At 64.3% G+C, this 21782-nt stretch carries 25 protein-coding genes; 17 read left to right on the top strand and 8 right to left on the bottom strand.

Features of this window, described 5'->3' with window-relative positions; genetic code table 11:
* Nucleotides 1–158: 158 nt before the first annotated feature.
* Nucleotides 159–1028: an AraC family transcriptional regulator gene (locus tag RQH14_RS03395; RefSeq protein ID WP_311211934.1), complete on the top strand. Its 870-nt coding sequence runs from the start codon at nt 159–161 to the stop codon at nt 1026–1028.
* 36 nt (nt 1029–1064) lie between these two features.
* On the opposite strand, the gene RQH14_RS03390 is transcribed toward RQH14_RS03395, so the two are convergent.
* The 3 genes from RQH14_RS03390 to RQH14_RS03380 form a co-directional block, all read right to left on the bottom strand.
* The gene (locus RQH14_RS03390) at nt 1065–1865 is read right to left on the bottom strand and encodes a DUF1206 domain-containing protein (RefSeq protein ID WP_311211933.1); all 801 of its coding nucleotides are present in this window, start codon (nt 1863–1865) and stop codon (nt 1065–1067) included.
* Between the two features lie 137 nt (nt 1866–2002).
* Nucleotides 2003–2191, bottom strand: coding sequence for a hypothetical protein (locus RQH14_RS03385; protein ID WP_311211932.1), 189 nt, complete (start codon nt 2189–2191; stop codon nt 2003–2005).
* A 120-nt stretch (nt 2192–2311) separates the two neighbouring features.
* Nucleotides 2312–4213, bottom strand: coding sequence for a DUF2264 domain-containing protein (locus RQH14_RS03380; RefSeq protein ID WP_311211931.1), 1902 nt, complete (start codon nt 4211–4213; stop codon nt 2312–2314).
* Nucleotides 4214–4436: 223 nt separating this feature from the next.
* Here RQH14_RS03380 and RQH14_RS03375 point away from each other — a divergent pair, with 223 nt between their 5' ends.
* From RQH14_RS03375 to RQH14_RS03310, 14 genes are all read left to right on the top strand, one after another.
* Entirely contained in the window at nt 4437–4955 is a 519-nt protein-coding gene (locus tag RQH14_RS03375) for an Asp23/Gls24 family envelope stress response protein (protein ID WP_311211930.1), read from the top strand.
* Nucleotides 4952–5143, top strand: a complete 192-nt coding sequence (locus RQH14_RS03370) for a DUF2273 domain-containing protein (RefSeq protein WP_311211929.1) — start codon at nt 4952–4954, stop codon at nt 5141–5143. The genes RQH14_RS03375 and RQH14_RS03370 overlap by 4 nt, the downstream gene beginning before the upstream one ends.
* Nucleotides 5140–5511 (top strand): hypothetical protein, encoded by a 372-nt coding sequence (locus RQH14_RS03365; protein WP_311211928.1) that lies wholly within the window; start codon nt 5140–5142, stop codon nt 5509–5511. The genes RQH14_RS03370 and RQH14_RS03365 overlap by 4 nt, the downstream gene beginning before the upstream one ends.
* On the top strand, nt 5508–6089 hold the full coding sequence (locus tag RQH14_RS03360; protein WP_311211927.1) for a hypothetical protein: 582 nt from the start codon (nt 5508–5510) through the stop codon (nt 6087–6089). The genes RQH14_RS03365 and RQH14_RS03360 overlap by 4 nt, the downstream gene beginning before the upstream one ends.
* Entirely contained in the window at nt 6086–6745 is a 660-nt protein-coding gene (locus RQH14_RS03355) for a hypothetical protein (protein WP_311211926.1), read from the top strand. Before RQH14_RS03360 ends, RQH14_RS03355 begins: the two co-directional genes overlap by 4 nt.
* 79 nt (nt 6746–6824) lie before the next feature.
* Nucleotides 6825–7055 carry a CsbD family protein gene (locus tag RQH14_RS03350; protein ID WP_311211925.1) on the top strand — a complete coding sequence of 77 codons (231 nt, stop codon included), beginning with the start codon at nt 6825–6827 and terminating at the stop codon, nt 7053–7055.
* Between the two features lie 81 nt (nt 7056–7136).
* On the top strand, nt 7137–7721 hold the full coding sequence (locus RQH14_RS03345) for an RNA polymerase sigma factor (protein ID WP_311211924.1): 585 nt from the start codon (nt 7137–7139) through the stop codon (nt 7719–7721).
* Complete coding sequence (locus tag RQH14_RS03340; protein WP_311211923.1) at nt 7718–8347, top strand: Asp23/Gls24 family envelope stress response protein; 630 nt, start codon at nt 7718–7720, stop codon at nt 8345–8347. Before RQH14_RS03345 ends, RQH14_RS03340 begins: the two co-directional genes overlap by 4 nt.
* Nucleotides 8344–8718, top strand: a complete 375-nt coding sequence (locus RQH14_RS03335) for a hypothetical protein (protein WP_311211922.1) — start codon at nt 8344–8346, stop codon at nt 8716–8718. Before RQH14_RS03340 ends, RQH14_RS03335 begins: the two co-directional genes overlap by 4 nt.
* Nucleotides 8719–8798: 80 nt before the next feature.
* The gene (locus RQH14_RS03330) at nt 8799–9902 is read left to right on the top strand and encodes a substrate-binding domain-containing protein (RefSeq protein ID WP_311211921.1); all 1104 of its coding nucleotides are present in this window, start codon (nt 8799–8801) and stop codon (nt 9900–9902) included.
* Between the two features lie 120 nt (nt 9903–10022).
* The gene (locus RQH14_RS03325) at nt 10023–11336 is read left to right on the top strand and encodes a sugar ABC transporter substrate-binding protein (RefSeq protein WP_311211920.1); all 1314 of its coding nucleotides are present in this window, start codon (nt 10023–10025) and stop codon (nt 11334–11336) included.
* A gap of 60 nt (nt 11337–11396) precedes the next feature.
* Nucleotides 11397–12368, top strand: coding sequence for a sugar ABC transporter permease (locus RQH14_RS03320; RefSeq protein WP_311211919.1), 972 nt, complete (start codon nt 11397–11399; stop codon nt 12366–12368).
* Nucleotides 12365–13273: a carbohydrate ABC transporter permease gene (locus RQH14_RS03315; RefSeq protein ID WP_311211918.1), complete on the top strand. Its 909-nt coding sequence runs from the start codon at nt 12365–12367 to the stop codon at nt 13271–13273. The genes RQH14_RS03320 and RQH14_RS03315 overlap by 4 nt, the downstream gene beginning before the upstream one ends.
* Nucleotides 13270–14274: a hydroxyacid dehydrogenase gene (locus tag RQH14_RS03310; protein ID WP_311211917.1), complete on the top strand. Its 1005-nt coding sequence runs from the start codon at nt 13270–13272 to the stop codon at nt 14272–14274. Before RQH14_RS03315 ends, RQH14_RS03310 begins: the two co-directional genes overlap by 4 nt.
* A gap of 105 nt (nt 14275–14379) precedes the next feature.
* On the opposite strand, the gene RQH14_RS03305 is transcribed toward RQH14_RS03310, so the two are convergent.
* From RQH14_RS03305 to RQH14_RS03285, 5 genes are all read right to left on the bottom strand, one after another.
* The gene (locus RQH14_RS03305; RefSeq protein ID WP_311211916.1) at nt 14380–14859 is read right to left on the bottom strand and encodes a hypothetical protein; all 480 of its coding nucleotides are present in this window, start codon (nt 14857–14859) and stop codon (nt 14380–14382) included.
* A gap of 95 nt (nt 14860–14954) precedes the next feature.
* Nucleotides 14955–15860 carry a cation transporter gene (locus RQH14_RS03300; RefSeq protein ID WP_311211915.1) on the bottom strand — a complete coding sequence of 302 codons (906 nt, stop codon included), beginning with the start codon at nt 15858–15860 and terminating at the stop codon, nt 14955–14957.
* On the bottom strand, nt 15860–16948 hold the full coding sequence (locus RQH14_RS03295) for a DUF998 domain-containing protein (RefSeq protein ID WP_311211914.1): 1089 nt from the start codon (nt 16946–16948) through the stop codon (nt 15860–15862). The genes RQH14_RS03300 and RQH14_RS03295 overlap by 1 nt, the downstream gene beginning before the upstream one ends.
* Entirely contained in the window at nt 16945–17322 is a 378-nt protein-coding gene (locus RQH14_RS03290) for an STAS/SEC14 domain-containing protein (protein ID WP_311211913.1), read from the bottom strand. Before RQH14_RS03290 ends, RQH14_RS03295 begins: the two co-directional genes overlap by 4 nt.
* A gap of 161 nt (nt 17323–17483) precedes the next feature.
* The gene (locus tag RQH14_RS03285; RefSeq protein WP_311211912.1) at nt 17484–18893 is read right to left on the bottom strand and encodes an MFS transporter; all 1410 of its coding nucleotides are present in this window, start codon (nt 18891–18893) and stop codon (nt 17484–17486) included.
* A gap of 78 nt (nt 18894–18971) precedes the next feature.
* Here RQH14_RS03285 and RQH14_RS03280 point away from each other — a divergent pair, with 78 nt between their 5' ends.
* Nucleotides 18972–20201: a GAF domain-containing sensor histidine kinase gene (locus RQH14_RS03280; RefSeq protein WP_311211911.1), complete on the top strand. Its 1230-nt coding sequence runs from the start codon at nt 18972–18974 to the stop codon at nt 20199–20201.
* A gap of 88 nt (nt 20202–20289) precedes the next feature.
* The gene (locus RQH14_RS03275; RefSeq protein WP_311211910.1) at nt 20290–21774 is read left to right on the top strand and encodes a polysaccharide deacetylase family protein; all 1485 of its coding nucleotides are present in this window, start codon (nt 20290–20292) and stop codon (nt 21772–21774) included.
* The last annotated feature ends 8 nt before the right edge of the window (nt 21775–21782 follow it).

The following is a 21782-nucleotide window of genomic DNA, read 5'->3' as shown; positions in this document are numbered from 1 at the left end:
CGGCGTGCCGTGCGATCGGCACTGATCGCACGGTCCAACCAAACGGGGCCCTGATATTTTCGGGCAAGGATAGGTGGGGCATCGGCCCCCGGCCCTGCGTAGCGTCAAGGGCAGGAATGAAGACACGGCAGGGAAACACAACGAGGGAACGGGTCAGCATGCAGGAGTGGAATCGGGCGATCGAGGCAATCGAGCAGGACCTCACGGCAGACATTGACGTGGGGACGTTGGCCAGGATCGCCATGACGTCCGAGTATCACTTCCGGCGGATGTTTTCCTCCCTGGCCGGGCTGCCGGTTTCGGAGTACATCCGGAGGCGCCGCCTGACAGCGGCCACAGCGGAAATCATCGACGGCGGCACAGTCCTGGGCGTTGCTGTCCGCTACGGCTACGCCTCTGCCGAGGCGTTCACCCGGGCATTCAAAGCCATGCACGGCCTGACGCCGTCTGAAGCGAGGCAAGCCGGCGCCGTGCTTCATTCCCAACCTCAGCTGAGGTTCCACCTGCGAGTCGAAGGGAATACCGACATGAAACACCGCATTGAAGACAAATCCGCTTTCCGCCTTATTGGCCTGAAAGCCCGCGTCCCCCTGGTCCACGAAGGACCCAACCAGGCCATCATCGATTTTCAACGGGGCCTGGATCCTGCTGTCACCCAGCGCTTACTGGGGCTGGCAGACATGGAGCCGGCGGGCCCGCTGTCCGTCACTGACAACATCGATGAGCAGCGCAGCGAGGGAAGCGAGCTGGACTACTGGCATGCGGTGGCATCCAGCCAGCAGGCACCGGAAGGGTTCGCGGCCATGGACGTTCCGGCAGGCCTGTGGGTGGTTTTCGAAACCGAAGGAAAGTTCCCGGAGGTCCTGCAAAGCATGTGGGCAGACGCAGCTACGGAGTGGTTCCCGGCCAACCCGTACAGGTGGGCACCCGGCCCTGAAATGCTCAGCGTCCAGGTGGAAGCAGGCGGCACCCACGGCCGCGGGCAGCTCTGGATTCCGGTGGAGCGGGAGGACTCAGGGAAACAGTAAGACCACCACGGCGACGGTAATACAGGAGTCCGGGACCTACGTCCGCAGGGTCCGCGCCTTGACCATCAGGAACAGGCCGTAGGCGATCAGCCCCACTGCTACGGCAGCCAGCAGGTACACCCCATACGGCTGCTCCCTGAGAGCCTTCAAACTGCCGTCGAGCCCGGTCGACTGCTCGGGTTGGGCACGCACGGAGGCGATGACCACCAGCAGGCCCACCAGGAAGAGGGCGATCCCCTTGGCGATGTACCCCACCACACCTACCCCCAGTTGGAACTTCCGCACCGAACTGTTGGAGGACAACGTGAGGTCCTTGGTGAACTTCCGGCGAAATCCCCGCACGGCGAAGACGATCCCCGTGATGGCGATGCCGGCACCCACCGCGACCAGCAGAAACACGCCAAATGGCGCCTTGAGGAGCGTGACCGTGAAGTCGCTGCTGGACTCGCGGCTGTTCTGGCCCTTGCCTGCAATGAACGAGACGATGGTGGTGGCGAGGGCGGCGAAGACGATCGCCTGCCCGATGGCGGAGAGCTTCTTGGTGATCTTGTCCGAGCCGTTCCGGTGGCCAAGGATGGCGTTCCCCAGTTGCCACAGTGCCAGCGCGGTGCAGGCCGCGAAGCAGGCCCAGAGCAGCAGCGGCCCATAGGGCTGGCTGGCAAGGGACGTCACGGCCCCGCTGACATCGGCCTCGCCGCTGCTTCCGAACGCCAGTTGGAGGGCGATGACGCCGATGAGCACGTGCAGGATCCCGCTGACCACGTACCCGGCGCGCGCCACAGCGGCGAAGGCCTGCGAATTCGCAGCTTCCTCAGCCACATCGGCGGCCTTCCTCATCTCTTCCTTGATGACAAGCCTCCTTATTTAATGAGCTGCTTCCATCGTCCCTTAAATGAGGCCGGGCAGGGTACCTCCCCCATGAGGGAGCTGCCTGCCCGCTTCAAAGCCCAAGGGTTCCTGGGCACCCACGACCCTTAGAAACCGACCACCGACTGCGGCCAGATACTGCGCAGTCCCACACCCAACGGGTTGAACTGCTCACGAACGGCCACCCGCGTCTGTCCGAGAACCTCGCCGGCATGCCGGACGGCCTCTGCGGTGCCTGACAGGGCGTCGTGGGCGGCGGTGACGTTCGAGGACTGGGTGGAGATCTGGTCAGTCATTTCGGTGGTCCTTCCTGGAAGCTCCATCAGCGGCTTGGCTGATGTTTCAACCATCGGACGGAGCCCTCAAGAAGGGCGCCGGGTCATCTCAAGATTTGCTCAAGATTCCGGGCCCACACCTCAGAAGGGGAACACCACTTCCAGCACCTGGCCCGGGCCCAAAGCGAGGCGGGCGGAGACGCTGGCGCCGTCGTCGAACAGTTCAAAAGCGGGAGAAGGCCCGACGGCGGGAGGAACCCAGGCGGCCGGCTCGCCGCCGAGATACACCAGGGAGGCGAAACAGCTGCGCTCCCCGGACAGCCTGCCTTGCAGATAGCCACAGGTGGCAAAGGCACCGAAAGGGGACACCCCTTTGGCCTGGTAAGTGCCGCTGTCCGCGTAGCCATGGAGCGGCCAGATGGCTGTGTGCAGCCGACCGTCAGTAAGTGTGCCGTCGGCCGGCACCGGATGATCACCCGCGAGCGCGTACCCGCCGTCCCGGACCATGAGCTTGGAGCTGTCCGGCGCTTCAACTGCGTGCACACGCAGTTCGTATCCGCCGGCGGCGGCGGTCCCCGTCGCCACCCTCCAGACCGAATCGGCGGCATCCTCAGCATCGCTCCACACCGGGGCGTGCCAGCTGGCCGCTTGGCCCTGCCCGGCAGGCAGCCGGTGGATCCGCGAACGCCTGCTGGGTGTCCCTGCGTCATTGAGGATGGCGAAGTGGTTGTCGATGGGGTCCTGGGTGAACAGCGGCGCTGTGCGGCTTGAATACGCGAGACGGCGGTAGAGGGGATCGTCCGGTCCCGGTGCGTAGTACTTGTCGCTGCCGTGGTTAAGCACGCGGGCGATGCCGTCGGCCGCGGTGGAATGGAGCAGGTAGTTGGGGGCTTCCGCGTGCTTCAGGCCGTCCGCCACTTCCAACGGCGAGGGCTCCTCGACGGCCGTCCATACCGAGTGGTCGGCGGGGAGGAGCAGTCCGACGAAGGCTTTGGACGTCCAGTACGGCGAGGCCGGCCCGGAGTATTCCTGGGTCATTGGTTCAAAAGCGCCGAACCACCCGAGTGAGGGCAGGCCGTCGTCGTAGGCTCCGCCGTCGAGGAAGTATTTGGCGGCACCGCTGGCGATCCTGCGGGTCTGGCCGGGGGCCAGCGGCGTGGCGCAGATCGCCTCGCCCATAAAGAGGGGCGCTACGGCGGCGTAGCGGTAGATCAGGGAGCGGCCCTGGAACACGGGGGCGCCGTTGGCACCGAAGAATCTGAGGTGGTCCTCCAGGAAGGTGGCGAGTCGGCGGCGGGAGATTTCCAGGCGGTGATCGGCCTGTGCATGGCGTCCGGCAGCAGCTTCGGCCCACAGGATGGGGTACAGGTGCATGGCCCAGCCGCAGTAGTAGTCGAAGAAATCACCGGAATCGTTATTGTCTCCGTCCCGGTACCAACCTCCGCCTGCGTACCAGTCGTCCAGCCTGTCCAGGCCATGCTCGATCTGGGCTGCGTTGTGCTCAAAGCCCGCACCGGCCAGGAACTCGGCGATCATCACCTGGAAGAGCACCCAGTTGTTGTCCACGCAGGTGCTGTGCGAGGAACCCTGCAACCAGGCAGCTACCTGCTCCTGCTGCCCGGCGGACAGCGTGTCCCACAGCCAGGGCTTGGTGAGCTGGAGCCCAAGGACCACGGACGCGGCTTCCACCATGGGCTGGGAGCGGTCAGTGATGGGGAGCCAGGCTTCGGGCCCGTTTTTCTGCGTGCCGTGAAGGAGGCCCTCACGGTAGAGGTCCAGATGGCCGAAGGGATCCTCACCCTCCTCCCCCGCCACCCGGAAAGCCGCCAGCAGGAACGTCCGCGCGAAGCCCTCCAAGGCGTCGGACACAGCGCCCGACGACGACGGTCGGCCGTCCAGCCGGATGGCCGCCTTTAGGGCGGAGAAGTGCGGGCGCACAGCGAGGAGCTGCTGATCCGCGAAGGAAACCCAGTGCTCCCGCGTCCAGCCTGTGATGGGGCTGAGGTCAAAATCCGGGGCGGGCATGGTGAAGCCGGTGGCCATGAGTCTCCTGCGGGGTAGTTCCAGCCTCATCACCTTAGGTGCCGCTGATCCGAAGCGGGACCAGCTAAACAATAGTGAACACCAAAACGTGATGCAACTCACACAAAATGCACCGTGAGGATCTGCCCACTGGGTGCGTCTTCTTCATGACGGCGAAACAAACGCCGTAGCGAACCAAGCCGCAATGATTCATAGCCGCTTCCAACTGACAGGACTGATTGCCATGACGATCCAGACGCACACCCCCGCAGACGTTCCGGCCAAGAACAGCACGGCAGCGACCACCAACACCCCCGCCACGCTTGACGCCGACGCCCCCGCAATGAACGCCGCCGCGTTGAACAAGGGCAAGGACGGCCGCGGTGCCACGACGGTTGCCGACGGCGTCGTTGCCAAAATCGCCGGCATCGCCATCCAGGAAATCCCTGGAGTCCACGCCCTCGGCGGCGGCGCTGCCCGCGCCATCGGCAACCTGCGCGAAAAGGTGGGCCAGAAAGACCTCACCCAGGGCGTCAGCGTCGAAGTGGGCCAAACCCAGGTGGCCGTGGACGTCACCCTGGTTGTTGAGTACCCGCACCCGCTGCAGGAAGTAGCGGACAACGCCCGCGACGCCGTCTACAACGCCATCGAGGACCTGGTGGGAATGGAAGTCACCGAGGTCAACATCACCATCACGGACATCCATGTTCCCTCCGAGGACGCAGAGACCGACGACGCCGGCCGTGAGCCGAGGGTCGCATGAACCCCACCATCGCCGGCACGGCCATAGGAGCGGTCCTGGCGCTGGCAGGGTTGGCCTTTGGATTCTGGGGCCTCCTGCTGACGGCACTGTTCATGGGCGTCGGGGCTGTCCTGGGCCGCTCCGCCGAAGGAAAGCTTGACCTGCGCGGCGTGCTGGACGCGTTGCGGGGCAAGCGCTCTTCATCATGAGTCGCGCCGGCCACACGCGCATCACCCAGCACGCTCTCCGGAAAACCCTGGAAGCCGTCACAGCCCAGGCTTTCCGGGTGGGTGCAGGAAACGTGGCGGCCGAACTGGATGACGACGCCGGCAAGCTCGGGGTCAGCCTCTCCGTCAAGCTGTCACTCCCGCCGCTTCTGGGACCGCGGAAAACCACAGGAACCGTCTTCCAACAGGCCCAGGCAGCACGAACGCAACTGGTGTCCCGCGGCCTGGAGCTGACCGGCTTGGAGATCGGCCGGGTGGATATCCGTCTCGCCGGTGCCAAGGAGCAGCCCCGCACCAAGCAGTCCAAGGAACAATCCACGGACCGAGTCGATGTAAGGAGAGTGTTGTGACCCAAGATCGAACCCAACGGCGGATGATCCGCCGCGAAACCCACTCTTCGCGGGCTCTTCCGTCCATCGTTTCCGCCTGCATTCTGATGGTCGTTTTCCTTTGGCTCGCAGTGGAAGCCGTGTTGTGGATCCTCAAGGACCAGCCGCTGCTGGCAAGCCCCGCACAGATGTTCCAGTGGCTCGTGGACCTTCCGGTCACCACGGTCCCGGCGGGAATGGCAGCGGCCGGAGCGGGCCTTGGAATTCTGGGGCTGCTGCTGCTGGGACTTGCCGTGGGCAGGGGCCGGAAGGCCCGACGCTCCTTGGCGAGCCAGCGCGCCGCCGTGGTGGTGGACGACGACGTGATCGCCGCAGCTCTCTCCAACACCACCCGGCTCGCCGCCGGCCTGGCCCCAGGGCAGGTGACCACCACCGTCGGTGGGCGGTCCGTACGCGTCCAGGTGCGTCCGACGTCGGGCGTTCCGTTGGACCTTGAGTCCGTGACAACAGCGGTCGACGGCGAACTGGCCGCCTTCGCGCTGGACCGCCGGGCCTCCTCGAGTGTCCGGGTCTTGAACCAAGGAGCAGTAGGGCAATGAGGCAAACACACCGTGCACTGAACCGCATCCTGCTTGCCCTCGTGGGCCTCGCACTGCTGGGAGCCGGCGCCGCAGTCATCGCGGCCGGAACCCTGCCGGGAGCAGCGGATGCCTGGACAGCAGTGGCATCATCGGTCCGGGACTCCGGCAGGAACCTCGTGGGCACCGCACCCCTACCGGACCCCGTCCGGAGTTGGTGGCTGGTGGCAGGAATCGCCGTGTTGCTGGCGGGGGTCGCCCTCAGCGCAGCCTGGCTCGCCTCCCAAAGCGGGGGACGCACTCCACGCCTCGCCGAGCAACTGGACAGGACTGAAGAACGGGACGGGACCGACGTACGCGACGGATCCCAGGGGACTGGCGGCGCCCGCGGCCGGACTGTGGTGGATGTTGGTCTGGTCTCCACAGCCCTCCGGGAAGCCCTCAGCGGAAACCGGGACGTCCTGGCCACGTCCGTTTCGGCCTGGGAGTCACGGCGGGGAACCGCCCTCCGGCTCCGCATGGATGCCCGCAAGGGAAGCTCACCACGGGAACTTGCCGACACCGCCGAAAAACTCATCCGGGAAATAGATGCCCTGCTGGGACATCCAATCCCCGTCCTGGTCCGAATTACCAGCGGCGCCCGAACCCAGGTGTCCGGATCGCGACGTACTCGGTAACCGCAGGAACACACTTCTCTCCGCCCAAACCATGCGCGGGCACCACAGAGCCCGCGCACTGAAAAGAAAAGGGAACACCATGGGAATCAACGACAAAATCAACAACGCCGCCACCGAACACCTCGGGGCTGCCAAGGAAGGTGCCGGAAAACTGACCGGCGACCAGTCGCTGGAGCGTGAAGGCCAGCACGATCAGGCCCAGGCAAAACTCCAGCAGGCAGGCGAAAAGGTCAAAGACGCCGCCGCCGACATCGGAGACAACATCAAGGATGCGGCCCAGAAGCTCAAAGAGGGCTTCACCAAGAAGTAGGCCTCTCCCGGGCCGGTCCCGCAGCGATGCGGGACCGGCCCCTTTCCACCATGAACCTCGACCCCACTGGGAAGGCAGAATGTGACTGGTTCACCCGCGGCGCAGTACCAACTGGACCTCGTTCCGGATGCCTTGCTGGCCGGCCGGGCGGCCGACGGCGACACGGCAGCTTTCGAAGCGCTGGCACGTCGCCACGGCCCTCTGATGCGCGCCACCGCCCGGCGGCTGACCGGCAGCCTCGCGGACGCCGATGACGTGGTCCAGGAAACGCTGGTGCAGGCCTGGAAGCAGTTGGACACCCTCCGCGAGCCTGCCGCCGTCAAAGGCTGGCTGTTAAGGATCCTTGGCAGCCGCAGCATCGACCACCTCAGGAGACGACGCCACCACGTGGATCTGGACGACGTGGAAAACCAGCGCGATGACAGCCCCCGGACGAGGACCCAGGATCCGGAAAACAACGCTGTCAGCACCTCGCGGGTGGAGGCGCTCAAGGCCGCGCTCGCCGCACTCCCCGAGGAGCAACGACGCTGTTGGGTACTCAAGGAATTCAATGACCAGAGCTACGAGGAGATTGCGCTGACATTGAACATCAGCCCCGCCAGTGTCCGCGGCCGGTTGGCCCGGGCACGGATCACGCTCGCACGCACCATGGAGGAATGGCGATGAACACCAACGACACCCTCGAATGCGGGCACAGCCTTGCGGATCTCAGTGCCTACTTGGACACGGGACAGATTGACGATCCAGCGCACCTGGAGAGGTGCCCCGAGTGCCAGGCCGCGTTGGCCTCCCTGCGCCGCCTCTCCCAACTCGGCGGAGATTTGCTCCGGTCCGATGTTGCAGACGCGGGCTCAGGCAACGACGACTGGATGCAGGCCATCCTCGACAACCTGCGCTTGGAACTGCGGCCCGGACGGAGCATTCCCTTGCAGGCAGAGCACCCTGATGACACGCTGTGGGAATCCGAAGGAGCCATCTCCGCCCTGATCCGGTCCGTGGCCGATGCACTCCCTGGGACAGCCGCCGGCAAGTGCCGGCTGCAGGGAGAGGTGACCACCATGGGAGCCCCCATCACGGTGGAGGTGGAAGTGGCCGTGGTGTACGGACACCCCATGGAAGAACGCGCAGCTGCCCTACGCGACGAGCTGGCACGGACGTTGGCAGCCCAGACCGAGCTGAACATCCACGCCATCAACATCACCGTGACGGACGTCCTCGAGCCGCCGGCACCGGTTCAGCCCACAGATACACCCGCCACCACCGATCCGCTGAACACGGAGGACCAGCCATGACGGAGTTTTTGGAAGCCGCGAACACTTCCCCTGCAGGCGGGACGGCAGACGGGTCAGCAGCCGCGTCAGCCGCCTTGGCTGAGGAACTGCTCGGCCTCGTCCAGGCGGTAGACGGGGTCCACTCGGTCTATCCCGCCCAGCCGTTGTGGCAGTCCATAGCCGGTGCCGCCCTGGCCGCGGTCACGGGAGAGACACTTCCCCTGATCGGCCTGACCGAGACGGCCGACGCACTGGCAGTGAAAGTCAGGATCGGGGTGAATGCTTCCCGTCCTGCTCCGGCCGTGACGCGCGAAGCAGCCGGGGCGATCCGCAGGCACCTTCTCCCCCGGGCCGCCGTCGTCGAGATTTCCGTGGTGAAGCTGGGCACTTAGGCAACAGGGGTCCAAGCCGCCGGGTTCTGGTTCATAATGAACAAACTGAACACAAGTGAACTTGATAGGCGGACACCTGCATGCTGACCGAGGATCGTCAACAGCTCATCCTGAGGGAACTCGCCCTGAACGGTTCGCTCAATGCCAGCGAATTCGCGGCGAAATTGGGTACCTCGGGGATGACCGTGCGGCGGGACCTCGCAGTGCTCGCTGAGCAGGGCCTGCTGGAAAGGGTCCACGGTGGCGCCATCCCGGTGGGCGGCAAACCGTCGGCTGGACCCGCGACGCAGCCCTCCACGTCCTGGCGTCCGGGTGGGAGGCGGCCATTGGCGACCATCGGGATGATCGTGCCGTCGGCGTCGTATTATTTCCCGGGCGTTATCCGCGGCGCTGAAGCCGCCGCGCAGGAAGCGGGCGTCCGGTTGGTGCTGGGCGTCACCAACTATTCGGACGCCGAAGAGCGGCGGCAGCTGCGGCGGCTCTACGAACACGGCGTGGATGGAATCCTCATCACCCCCAGCGGGCAATCGTTGGCGGGTACCGAAACATTGGACCTGCTGGCCGAGGCGGAGGTGCCGGTGGTTGTGGTGGAACGGTCCATCGACGACGCCTTGGACCACGGCCGGCTCGAAGCCGTACGGAGCGACCATGTCCGCGGCTCGGAGATCGCCGTGAACCACCTGTTGGGCCTCGGGCACCGGAAGATCGCTATCTGCCTGCGTGAGAACAGCCCCACTGCCCCGCAACTCATCGACGGCTTCCACCTGGCCATGCAGCGGGCCGGACATGCCCGAGATGACTCGATGGTGCGTGCCATGTCCCGGGCCCAAAACGATCCCCAAGCCCATCGGGAACTGGTGGACCGGATCCTGGATTGGTGCGCATCGGCGGAGGTGACGGCCGCCGTGGTCCACACCGACGAGGACGCGCTCCAGTTCGTCAGTGCCTGCCTGGAACGACGGATCCGCGTGCCGGAGGACTTCGCGATCGTCTCCTACGACGACGAGATCGCCGCCCTCGGTGCCGTCCCGCTCACCGCTGTGGCACCGCCAAAATACGACGTCGGCCACCAGGCTTTGGTGATGTGCCTGAGCCGCATCGGGGCGCGGCGCGGAAGCACGTCCGCGCTGCAGCGGGTGAACCTGTCCCCGTCGTTGGAAGTGCGCGGCTCCACGCAGCCGTAGCCGCTGTTTACTTCTGTTCATTTTGTTGATGATGTTCACTTTTGTGGATTTCATGGTGCATAGTCCGAAAGTGCCTAGAGCACCACGACTTTCGCATCGTGAACTTCAAAGGAGAACAGAATGAAGCGTCGCCAGCTTCTGCTTGGAGCAGCCAGCCTCATGGCCAGTGCTGCACTCGTCACCGGCTGTGGCAGCACCCCGGCCGCCACGCCAGCCCCCACCCCGGTGGAAGACCCCAGCGGTAACATCACGTTCTGGTCCTCCATGGCCGGTATGGACAAGGTGGCGGAAGCGTTCAACGCCAGCCAGGACAAGATTAAAGTCACCTTCGAAACCATCCCCAACGGCGGTGCCGGCGGTTACGCCAAGCTCTCCACTGCCATCACCGCAGGCAATGGCCCGGACGTTGCCACCATCGAGTACCCGCAGCTCCCCCAATTCGTCAGCAACGGCCAGCTGCAACCTCTGGACAGCTACATCAACAAGGCTGAAACCGTGGACAAACTCACGAATGAAACCAAGGCCCTGGTGCAGTTTGGCGAGCAGACCTACGCGCTCCCCTACGATGCCGCGCCGATGATCATGTGGTACCGCAAGGACATGCTGGATAAGGCCGGAGTCGCCACACCCAAGACCTGGCAGGAATTCGAGGAGGCCGGCAAGAAACTCAAGGCCGTTGCCCCCGAAGCACACCTGGCCAGCTTCAACCCGAACGAGGCTGCTCTCACTGCTGCGCTGTCCTGGCAGGCAGGCGGCAAGTGGTTCGGCACCGAAGGCGACAGCTGGAAGGTGGGCGTCAACGACGAAGCCACCCGGAAGGTCGCCACGTACTGGCAGAAACTGATCGACCAGAAGATCGTCAAAGTCCAGCAGTCCTTCAGTGACGAATGGTCCGCAGACCTGGCGAGCGGCGCCGTCGTCGGAGTCCTGGGTGCCAACTGGAGCGCCACCGGCATCCAGAAGCGGACGGAGGCCAGCGGCCAAAAGGGTCAGTGGATCGCTGCCGAGGTGCCCAACTGGGGCACTCCGGCGGACGCGTTCTACGGCGGCTCCAGCTTCAACATCACCAAGAGCAGCAAGAATCCGGCCGCTGCGGCGAAGTTCATCGAGTTCCTTGCCACCAGCAAGGAGGCCATCACTGCCCGCGGCAACACCGGCTCTGCCTTCCTTGCCTACCCGGGCCTGACCCCCGTGGCGCAGAAAGCCTTCGACGCCGGTTACTTCGGCAACGACATCTACGAAGTCTTCGACAAGGCATATTCCACCATCACGCCGGGCTGGCAGTGGGGTCCCAATTGGGACATCACCAACACCGCGCTCAAGGACGCCTACGGCACGCTAACCAGCGGCGGCAAGGTCCTGGACGCCGTCGATACCGCCCAGGACGCGACAGTGGCCGGACTCAAGCAGAACGGCCTCTCCGTCAAGGAGTAGGCCCGCACGGCAGGGCGGCCTCGTGACAACGCTGCCGCCCTGCCAGCGAGGAGAATCATCATGTCCATCCATGCCACAGCGTCCACTCCACCCCCACAGGCCCAGCAAGCCACCGCCGTCGAACCCCGAAAACCGCGCAAACCCCGCGCAATGTCCGGAACTGGTGGCCGAACGGCTGCGCTGTTCCTGACCCCGTTCTTCACGATATTTGCCCTCGCGATGGTTGCGCCGGTGATCTACGCAATGGTGCTCAGCTTCTTCGCCCAACAAAAGTCCGGACTCGGCTTCGGTGAAGCCAAGACGGCGTTCGTGGGCTTGGAAAACTACGTCCAGGTCCTGCAGTCCGAGAGCTTCGTTGGCGGCATTGGACGTCTCGCCCTGTACTGCGTGCTGTACATCCCCTGCATGGTGGGCGGTGCCTTGGCGTTTGCACTCCTGCTGGACGCTGCCGTGGCACGGGCCCGGAAACTGTTCCAACTGCTCGTCTTCCTCCCCCACGCGGTGCCCGGAGTCATTGCCGCGTTGATCTGGGCTTACCTCTATACGCCCGGTGTCAGCCCGATCGTCTCAGTCCTGGAAGCGGGCGGAATCTCGCTGAACTTCCTGGACAACCAGATGATCCTGCCGTCCATCGTGAACATCGCCGTGTGGGAGTGGACGGGCTACAACGTGATTGTGCTCTTCACCGCCCTGCAGGCCGTGCCCCGGGAAATCCTGGAAGCTGCCCGCGTGGACGGTGCCGGCGAGATCCGTGCGGCCATCAGCATCAAGCTGCCCCTGATCCTCCCGGCGCTGAGCGTCATCATGCTCTTCACGGTGATCGGCACGCTCCAACTCTTCACGGAGCCGTCCATCATCTCCAAGGCCACGGCATCGGTGACCAGCACGTGGGTACCCAACATGTGGGCCTACGACGCCGCCTTCAACCGCCACAACCTTAACCAGGCCGCGGCGGCCTCCATCATCATCGCGCTCATGGCTGCAGTACTGTCCTGGGCCGTGACCCGCTTCAGCTCAAGGAACACAGCATGAGCACCTCCACGATCTCCCGCACCGTCACAGGGCAGGCGCCGGCACAGGGCAGGCGCCGGCACGCCCGCAACGGCGGCTTCGCGAGTACGTTCACCGTGAATGCCCTGCTCATCCTGGGCTGCGCCTACATGGTGCTTCCCGTGGTGTGGCTGTTCTTCGCCTCCACCAAGAACACCGCGGATCTCTACGGCACCGCCGCCTACGCTTTTGGTGAGCCTGCCTTCTTCGAGAACGTCATGGCGGTCCTGAACCAGGACGGCGGGATGTTCCTCCGTTGGATGGCCAACTCGATGTTCTATGCCGCTTTCGGAGCAATCCTTGGCGGCCTCATCTCCGTGATGGCCGGTTACGCGTTCGATAAATTCCAGTTCCGCGGCAAGGACTCGTTCTTCGGGATCGTCCTGGTGGGCGTGCTGATTCCCAACACGGCCACGGTGCTGCCTATGTACCTTCTGGCTTCCCTGGTGGGTATGACCAACACCATCTGGGCCATCCTCATCCCGGTGCTCTGCAACCCGTTCGGGGTGTACCTGGCCAGGGTGTACTCGGCTGCGTACGTTCCTGCCGAGACCCTGGAAGCAGCCCGCGTTGACGGAGCCGGACCCATCCGGTCCTTCTTCTCCCTGGGGCTGCCCATGATGATGCCCGGGTACATCACCATCGCCCTCTTCCAGTTCGTGGGCGTCTGGAACAACTTCATGCTCCCGCTGGTGATGCTCCAGGACCAGAAGCTGCTGCCCGTCAGCGTTGGCATCTCCATCTGGCAGGGTTATTCCATCCCCCAGCCAGAGTTCACGCCCATGGTCATCACGGGTTCCTTGCTCTCGATCATCCCGTTGCTGCTCGCGTTCATCATGTTGCAGCGGTTCTGGAAGTCCGGCCTCACCGCAGGGAGCGTCAAGTGACCTTGAATGTTGCCTTGGCCATGCCGGCCCACACGGCACGGGCGGTGTTTCCGCCCAGGAGCCTTGATCCCTTGGAGCCCGCGCTGACGCTGCTGAGCCGTGACCCCATTCAGGACTTCTCGACGCCGGAAGGCCGCGCCGTACTGGCGGAGGCCGACATCCTCATCACCGGTTGGGGGTGTCCGCTGATCGACCACACCGTCCTCGATGCCGCACCCCGGCTGCGCCATGTCCTGCATGCCGCCGGCAGCGTCAAACACCACATCAGCGACGCCTGCTGGGAACGTGGCATCCAGGTCAGCTCCGCAGCGGATGCCAACGCCATCCCGGTGGCCGAGTACACCGTGGCCATGATCATCCTCGCCAACAAGCGCGTCCTCCAGATCGCCCGCGCCCTGCACACCACCCGGACCGACGTCCTGGCTGAGCAACTCTTCCCGGACATGGGCAACTACCGGAAGCGCGTGGGCATCATTGGGGCGTCGAAGATCGGGCGGCACGTAATCAGGCTGCTGGCTCCGTACGAGCTGGAGGTGGTGGTGGCTGATCCTTATCTCTCCCCCGAGGAGGCGGCTGTCCTCGGCGTCGGGCTCGTCGGTTTGGAGGAGCTGGCGGCAAGCAGCGATGTTGTCAGTCTCCACGCGCCGTCGTTGCCGTCCACCAGGAACCTCGTGGACGCCGGGTTGATCGAGCGGATGCGGCCGGGCACCACGTTCATCAACACCTCACGCGGCGAGCTGGTGGACCAGGATGCGCTGCTCGCACGGGTGGAACGCGGCGACCTCTACGCGATCCTGGACGTGACTACCCCGTGGGTGCTGCCCGCCGAATCCCGCTTCTACACGCATCCCAACGTGCTGCTCACCCCGCATGTGGCGGGATCGCTGGGCAATGAGCTGGAACGCATGGCGGCGAGCGCCGTGAACGAGGCACTGCGGTTGTCCCGCGGGGAAGCACTGCGGTTCCCGGTAAGGCTGGAGGACCTGGCGTTTACGGCCTGAGGCGCCGTGTGGAGGACCGCGAAGGCAACAAACGCGCAAAGGCGACAAGCGCACGACGGCGACCTTCCGCCGTCGTGCGCTTCTTGCCTTTAAGTGGTGGGCGCCTTAGCGCGAGTCCTTCTTGGCTTGGCGTTGGGCGCCTTGGGACTGGCTGGAGGCATCCCGTTTCACTCCGCCCGTGGTCTTTTGGTGGGACCGTGCCCGGCCCGAACCCGCTGCCGATTTAGTGCCGGAACCGGAGGACGCAGGCCCAGTGGACTTAGCTGCGCTGGCACGTTCCAGCCGTTCATCTTTCAGGGCTTCGGCGGCTTCGTGGGCCAGCCGGGCCAGTTCAGTGCTCACGATCGAGAGTGCTTCCTCGAACACGAACGCCCGGGCGCGGGCTTTGTCGGATTTGTTGGACGCAGCTCCGCGCCCGCCGGCCTCCAAGACTTCGTCAGCGGCTTTGCGCCGGTAATTGGTGGTGTATTTGTTGCGGGCCCGCCGGACCCGTTTGTGCAGTTGCAGCAGGCCTTCCTCATCGAGGAGCTCAAGCCTGGCTGGCTCCAATTCGCGAATCAAATCAAGTTGATCTTGCTTCAACACCCACAGATATTGGTCCATTTGCCGATACTTCCATACCTCCCGGACGAGGGGTAGGGGTATGGGGGTTCTCATCCGAAGCGGGGGATGGCGTTGGTTTACTCGAAGAGTTCCGGGGCCGCGGTGAGGGCAACATAAGCCCACACGTCCAGGCCCAAAGGTTCCAGAGCTTTGACAACGGCCCGGCGGACGGCGTCTTCCTCGCCCACGCTCCATTCGGATCCGACCACCACAAAATCAACCTCGACGTACAGCTTCCGCCCTACTTTCCCGGAACGAATGAGCGGTTCCTGCAGCCCGTACGTTGCCCGGACACCGCGGATTGCTGCGGTGATGGCGGCATCGAGCTCTGGGGACGGCGCGCCTTCGAGGAGCTCATTCAACCCGGTCCGTATCAATCCGAGGGGGATGTACGCCAAAATCAGGCAGGCCACCAGGACCAGGACCGGATCAACATAAAGGGCAACGTCGTCCAGCCCAAGGCTCTGCAGGACCAACGCCACCCCAGCACCGAGGAGCATCATGACACTGAGGATCGCACCAGCACGCCACTGCGCGATTTCGGCCACCACCAGATCCGAATCAGGTGCCGCCCTCCCCATCCACGCAGCCACGCCGAACCCAACGGCCGCCGTCGCAGCCCCGTAGATGGCGATGATGGCGGCGCTGACCGGCGAACCGCCGTCGCGTATGACAACCACAGCATCACCCGCAGCCACCAGCAGCGTCCCGGCCACCGCCAAACCCTGGATGAGCACTACCAGCGGGGTCAGTGCATCGCGTCCGAACGGGAAACGGCGTGTGGGCCCCTTGGCCGAGGCCGAGGACGCCTTCAAGGAGATCGCGGTGAGGACCAGCCCAATACCCATGTAGGCGCCGTCAAAGACGATGATCCTGGTCCCGCTGAGCACACCGAGAAAGAGTGCCCCTGCTGCCGAAACGGCGGAGACCCACAGCGAAGCCTGCAGTGCACGCCTTTCGGCCCCCAATTGTCCGGCCGCCATCAATTGTTCCCGGCGGCCAGGGCGTCCAGCAGGCGGATGAAGACGGCGATCCAGCCGTAGATGATCACGAACGCAATGAGCTCGAACGCCGTGAGGTTGAAGTAGCCCACCGGGTAGAACAGCACCAGGGACACGATCAAGGCGGCGAGGAAGCTGCCGCACACTAGGAAGAAGCGGCGGGGCAGGCCGCGGAGAATGAACGGCGAAGCCAGCAGCAACAGGATGAACACCACGGCCATCCCGGAGGCGAACAAGGTGTGGATCAGGAAACTGACGGACAAGGGGACAATGCCCACGCCCGCGAGCAGCAACCCCATGGCCACGAAAGCACCCGAGCATAGTCCTGCGCTCCAGGGGTTGACCAGCACACCTTGTTCGATGAGGGAACGAAGATCCCGGTCCAGGTACACGGCGAAGGTGGTGATGAAAAAGCCGGCAACAATCAATGACAGATTGAACAAGCCACTGGAGGCGCCGCCCAATGTGCCTAGCTGGCTGAAGTGGTATTCCCACCATTTGGGGTCCTGCGACGTCGCCATGCTGGCCACAATGCTCATCACCATGAACAACACCAGGAGTCCGGACAGCTTGCGGGTGCTGATGTCATACACCGAGAGGTAGATCCAATACGCGGCAAGGCCGGTGGCAACGGCCATGCCCACGGTGGCCGCATAGATATCTACCGTGAGTCCCTGGAAGCTCCGCTGCAGCAGGAGGAAAACGGCGATTGTAGCGATCGCCGCGATCAGCGCATGGACCAAGGCAACAGTTGATGCGTCCAGGATGAACTTCCACGGTGGAAGGCGCAGACGCCAACCCTGATCCGGAAGGTACCGCGAGCGCCAGTAGCCGATGTACGCCGCCACCAACCCGAGCACCAGAACCGCGCCTGCCGTCACCAGCCCCAGGGAGACGCCGCCCCACAGCGGTGGGGTGCGGCCGAAGAAGATAAGCAACGCTGCGATCCCGGCAACCGCCGCGGCGGAGGAAGCAGCCAGAAGGGCCTCGGACTCGTTCGCCAAGCGGCGGGACGGATCAGCGGGAACAGTCACCGGAGAGGCAGGGATGTCCGACGCCGGTTTGGTCACGGCGCGGTTCTTCCGAGCCGAAGCCAGGCGATCGCTTCACTTTCGGAGGTAAAGAAGCGCGTGGGGCATGGCGGCTCTTGAACGGCCAACTGGTAGTCGGCGAGCATGCGGTCCACGGGGTTGTTTCCCAAGAGGGCAATCCTCGAGGCCGCGCAGGGTTCAACAAAGACGTCGCGGGCTGCGCGGCTGAGATGCGCGGTCTCGGCCATGGTCACCAAGAGGGGATACCTGCCGCCCGCGGCGAGGTCGTTCACAGCTTCGACGGCGGCCCGGGCGTTGGCAGCTTCGATGCGGACCCCGGAATTCCACACCAAAAACATGACATCGTCCGGTTCAAATCCGATGACGTAGTCGCAGGGATCCTTCTCAGCCATGGAAGTATCTCCCTCTCTGTGGCATCTGTGGCGCTGCCCCCGGCGCCACCATCTGACTCAACCCTGCACCCACGGACAATCACCCCGTCTCATCCGAAACGAGTGATCTTTGGGTGCGCGACTGCTCGGATTCCGGGTCCAGCAGGCCAGGAGTCCATAGCTCAACCCGCCGCGGGCGAGTCCGCGTTCTCGGGTTCCTCCGCGGCTGTCTTCGCATACGAGGTTGAGACACGCCGGTAGACCGGGGTCAGGAAGGCAAGCAGTGCCACGGCAATCATGACGAGGCCGGCCACCAGGAACACCAAGGCAATGCCGCGGGAAATGCCCTCACCCAGCAGCGGTTGCAGTTGTGCTGCCCCCTCGGACGAACGGGCGTAGGGGATGATCCAGAATTGGGCGATCGGGGCAATGAGGAAGGCGGTGATGGGGGCGGCCGCTGACTCGAACGCCATGGCGAAGCCGAACACCCTTCCTTGGCGGGGCAGCGGAACAACCTTCTGGATGACGGTCTGCTCGGCTGCTTCCACTATGGGAACCAACGCCATGTACAGCCAGATCCCCACGATGTAGAGCCAGGCCCATTCCCGCAGCGTAAACACGGCACCGAGGAGGCCCATCAGCCCCACTGCGATGAGCATGGTCCGCAAAGGGTTGGAGCCGAGGCCGAACTTGCCGATCAGCGCGCCGCCCACCACAAACCCGGTGGCTCCTATGGCGAAGACGGTTCCCCACATTTCCACGGAGAACATTTCCAGGCCGTAGGGGTCCATCAGCGCCATGTAGACGCCGCCGATGAAGTTGTTGAACGTGGAGAAGAGAATCAGTGCGAACAGTCCGGAAATTGCCATGACGGCGGCCCAGGAGCCCCGCAGGTCGAATCCACCTTCGGCGTCGGAGGCGGCTGCCCGTACTTCTTCCGGCAGGCGCAGCGTCAGCAGGTGTCCAAAGGCCAGCGCCGTGAGCACCAGTGCGACAACCACGGTCCACCCCATGCCCAGCAGCCCCACGGACAACCCGGAAAGCACCGAGGTCACAATGAACATGAGCCCCTGCACCATACCCACCAGCCCGTTGGCGTTGGCCCGGCGGTCAGGCTCTATCAGGATGGTGACTGTGGTGGACAGCGCGATGTTGCGCATGTTCTCCACCACCGCGCCGATCAGGATGATCATGGTGAAGATCCAGAACCAGGGCTGCGTCAGGTCAAGCAGCGCTTCCTCGGGTGTCAGCAGGAACATGACCCCTGACAGGACGAACATCACCAGGGTGAACGCGGCGGCGAACCGCATCACAGCCAATTTCCTGTAACGGTCCACGAAGGTTCCGAAGCTGATGCTGGAGAGGGCGATCAACAGCATGTAGGCGCCGCCGATCACCCCTGTGGCAATCACGTTGCGGGTCTCCAGGTACACCCAAAAGGTCAGCGCGAACCACAGGTAGCTCGTAGTGATGTTGGCCATGGCTGTATTGACCAGGATCCCCGTAAATGTGCGGGATCTTTGTGCCGGGGTTCGTACGGAGAGATCGATATTGTCAGTAGACGCGGCGGTGGCCGGTTCCTGCTCGGTCATGCGTTCCAGTAAACCACCGGGTCCAACCTCCCGGTAGTATCGGCAGGGAATTCACGAGACTCTTGGGGGATTGTTTTTATGACGGAAATTCAGGGGCAGTTGTCCTTCACCAAGGACGCCGGCAGGGACTTGGAACTTCAGGAATACGGGCTTGATCCCGCCGTGGATTCAACCCTCCTGCTCAATGCCGCCGTCATGAGCGCCCTGCAGAACCTCGTGAGGCTGGCCACGGAGCTGTGCGGCGCACCTTTTGGCGTGGTCAACATCATCAGTGCCGAGTACCAGCACCAGATCGGAGCCTGGGGCGTAGACCCGGGGGTCTGCTCCCGGGAAGACTCCATGTGCGCCAAGGTCTTCCTCTCCCGCGAGAGGACGGTGGTGGCGGACGCGTCCAAGGATCCGCGCTTCGCGGACAATCCTTTTGTCACCGGGGAAATCGGCAAAGTCCGCTTTTACGCCTCTGTTCCCTTGCAAACAGAGTCCGGGTTCGTCCCCGGGACCCTGTGTGTTTTCTCCGACAAGACCCAGGAACTGCGCCCCGAACAGGTCAGCATGCTGGAGGTCCTGGCCAAGCAAGTAGTGGAGCTGCTCGAACTGCAGCACCGCACCGTCCAGCTGGACCGAACCTACACAGAGTTGAGGGACAGCAACGCCAAACTCGCTGGATTCGCGGGCCGCGTCAGCCACGATCTCCGCATCCCGTTGACCACCATCCTCGGCTATGTGGAACTGGTGGAGGACGATCCCGATGTGGAGCCTCAGAGCACCGCTGCAAAGTACCTGGACCGGATCGGTGCCAGCGGCCGCCGGATGCTCGGGATGCTGGAAGATGTCCTGAGCTACTCCCGCGTGGGCGGTGGCATCCAGCCCGCCCACGTTTCCCTGCGCGAGGTCACCGAGGAGGTTGCCCGGGACCTTGGCATCGAGAACCATGGCATCGTGGAGGTCCAGGAGCTCAGGCTCCACGCGGACCGCGGCCAGCTCCGCACCCTGCTGCAGAACCTCCTGTCCAACGCCATGAACTACCGCAGCCCGGATCGCGACCTCCGGATCCGGATCAGCGGCGTTTCCAACTATCATGGGGCCACCATCTACATCGCGGACAACGGCAAGGGAATCGCCCCCGGGGACCGCGCCAAGGTCCTGGAACCCTTGGTGCGCCTGCGGAGGCAGGGCGATGGTCCGGGTTCCGGCCTGGGCCTGGCCACCTGCAGCAGCATCGCCAAAGCCCACGGAGGCGACCTCACCCTTGCTGAAACCCCGGGCGGCGGAACCACCGTGGCAGTCAGTTTTCCCTCCGGAAGCTAAGCCCACCGGGGTGTCTCCCGGGTCCTTGCCCTTGCAGCTGTCATCATTCGAGGCATGACGACAGCGCATTTCCGGTAGAAGAAACGTGATGCGGTCCGCCCCAGCCCGCTCACCTTTCGCGATCCCCCTCATGGTCATCGTGCTCTTCACGGCCGCCTGTGTCCCCATGAGCTCCCCATCAGTGCCGCTGGCCCCGCCCGCGATTGCGGCGATCGGGACGGCACCCTCAAAGATCGCCCCAGGCACGTCCATTGTGGACGTGACAACCCGGACGTCCGGGACCTCACCCACCGTTGCCACGTGGCAATACATCAGCGGGGCAGAGTCCTTCAACAGCAGGCTCGATGCCCGGCTGCTCAGCATTTTCGATGCCCGCGCCGGCGGACGCCACGAACCCGCGGCCCTGCCGCCCACCCCGGCTGCGCTCCTGTCCGACGGCGTGTCGGTCACCCACGAAATCATCCTGGCGGCCGGGAGTGTGGTGGGGGCAAGGTTCGTTCAAACAACCATGGCCGGGGGCGTCCGGACCGGCCTCATCGACGAGATCACCTACGAAGACCTCACCACGGGCGTTGTCACCGACAGTGCAGGCCTGATCAACCCGGCCATGACCGGCACCTTGCGGACAATACTCGCCGAAGCTACGGAACCTTCAACGTCGGTGGGCGATGCTGCGGCGTTAACAGCAGGGGCGCTCCCCGCCGTCGGGTTGACCGCCGTCGGGTTGACCGCCATCGGGTTCACGGCGGATGGCAATCTCAGCGTCACTCTCCGCCACAACTCCGCATCCGGTGCTGAATTGCCCCACCCCGTCACCGTGAACTTGAACGCCGCCACCACTGCCGAGGTCATTTCCCCGGCAGGTGAGTCCCTTCGCAGTGCGATCATCGCCAAGACACCGCCCGCTTTTCCGCAACCCATCCCTGGCGGCGTGGAACATATCGACTGCGACCTCGTGGCCTGCGCTGCGCTGACGTACGACGACGGACCCAACGCCCAAACCACCCGGCTCCTGGGCATCCTGGAAAAGCACAACGTCTTTGCCACGTTCTTCCAGCAGGGCGGCTACGTCAAGGCCAACCCGGGGGTGGCTGCGTCCGTGGCGGCAGCGGGCCACACCATCGCGAACCACACCATGAGCCACCCATACCTGACCAAGCTTCCTCCCGCAGGCATTCAAGGTGAGGTAAGAAGCACCCAAAACGCCATCGAAAAGGCGACGGGGGTGGTACCGGACTATGTGAGGCCGCCATACGGCGCAACCAACAAGTCCGTGGCCGCATCCGTGGGGTTGCCGCAGATTCTCTGGGATGTCGATTCCCTGGATTGGCAGTCCAGGAACAAAGCAACATTCGTGCCGCGGGTCATGAGCCTGGTCAAGCCCGGATCGATCATCCTTCAACACGACGTCCACGCATCCACCGTGGACGGCCAGGCTGAACTCATCACGCAACTCAAAGGCAGGGGGTTCTACCTGGTGACCCTCCCGCAACTCTTCGCCGGGATCGAACTCACGCCAGGGGCGAGCTATAAGTGCCGGGGCAGCTCACCGGGGTGCGTTCCCGGCCGCTGAATCTGTGC

Source organism: Arthrobacter sp. WCS2018Hpa-7, from assembly GCF_031843805.1.
Classification (GTDB): domain Bacteria; phylum Actinomycetota; class Actinomycetes; order Actinomycetales; family Micrococcaceae; genus Arthrobacter.
Note: the sequence above shows the minus strand (reverse complement) of the source record. Positions and strands in the feature narration are given on the sequence as shown.

Bases quoted from the DNA above. Each gene is read 5' to 3' on its own strand.
- RQH14_RS03300 (WP_311211915.1), bottom strand. From the start codon at position 15,860: ATGGCGGCCGGACAATTGGGGGCCGAAAGGCGTGCACTGCAGGCTTCG.
- RQH14_RS03365 (WP_311211928.1), top strand. From the start codon at position 5,140: ATGAGTCGCGCCGGCCACACGCGCATCACCCAGCACGCTCTCCGGAAA.
- RQH14_RS03275 (WP_311211910.1), top strand. From the start codon at position 20,290: ATGCGGTCCGCCCCAGCCCGCTCACCTTTCGCGATCCCCCTCATGGTC.
- RQH14_RS03315 (WP_311211918.1), top strand. From the start codon at position 12,365: ATGAGCACCTCCACGATCTCCCGCACCGTCACAGGGCAGGCGCCGGCA.
- RQH14_RS03390 (WP_311211933.1), bottom strand. From the start codon at position 1,865: ATGAGGAAGGCCGCCGATGTGGCTGAGGAAGCTGCGAATTCGCAGGCC.
- RQH14_RS03350 (WP_311211925.1), top strand. From the start codon at position 6,825: ATGGGAATCAACGACAAAATCAACAACGCCGCCACCGAACACCTCGGG.
- RQH14_RS03290 (WP_311211913.1), bottom strand. From the start codon at position 17,322: ATGGCTGAGAAGGATCCCTGCGACTACGTCATCGGATTTGAACCGGAC.
- RQH14_RS03285 (WP_311211912.1), bottom strand. From the start codon at position 18,893: ATGACCGAGCAGGAACCGGCCACCGCCGCGTCTACTGACAATATCGAT.
- RQH14_RS03370 (WP_311211929.1), top strand. From the start codon at position 4,952: ATGAACCCCACCATCGCCGGCACGGCCATAGGAGCGGTCCTGGCGCTG.
- RQH14_RS03395 (WP_311211934.1), top strand. From the start codon at position 159: ATGCAGGAGTGGAATCGGGCGATCGAGGCAATCGAGCAGGACCTCACG.
- RQH14_RS03375 (WP_311211930.1), top strand. From the start codon at position 4,437: ATGACGATCCAGACGCACACCCCCGCAGACGTTCCGGCCAAGAACAGC.
- RQH14_RS03330 (WP_311211921.1), top strand. From the start codon at position 8,799: ATGCTGACCGAGGATCGTCAACAGCTCATCCTGAGGGAACTCGCCCTG.
- RQH14_RS03380 (WP_311211931.1), bottom strand. From the start codon at position 4,213: ATGGCCACCGGCTTCACCATGCCCGCCCCGGATTTTGACCTCAGCCCC.
- RQH14_RS03385 (WP_311211932.1), bottom strand. From the start codon at position 2,191: ATGACTGACCAGATCTCCACCCAGTCCTCGAACGTCACCGCCGCCCAC.
- RQH14_RS03340 (WP_311211923.1), top strand. From the start codon at position 7,718: ATGAACACCAACGACACCCTCGAATGCGGGCACAGCCTTGCGGATCTC.
- RQH14_RS03320 (WP_311211919.1), top strand. From the start codon at position 11,397: ATGTCCATCCATGCCACAGCGTCCACTCCACCCCCACAGGCCCAGCAA.
- RQH14_RS03355 (WP_311211926.1), top strand. From the start codon at position 6,086: ATGAGGCAAACACACCGTGCACTGAACCGCATCCTGCTTGCCCTCGTG.
- RQH14_RS03280 (WP_311211911.1), top strand. From the start codon at position 18,972: ATGACGGAAATTCAGGGGCAGTTGTCCTTCACCAAGGACGCCGGCAGG.
- RQH14_RS03335 (WP_311211922.1), top strand. From the start codon at position 8,344: ATGACGGAGTTTTTGGAAGCCGCGAACACTTCCCCTGCAGGCGGGACG.
- RQH14_RS03325 (WP_311211920.1), top strand. From the start codon at position 10,023: ATGAAGCGTCGCCAGCTTCTGCTTGGAGCAGCCAGCCTCATGGCCAGT.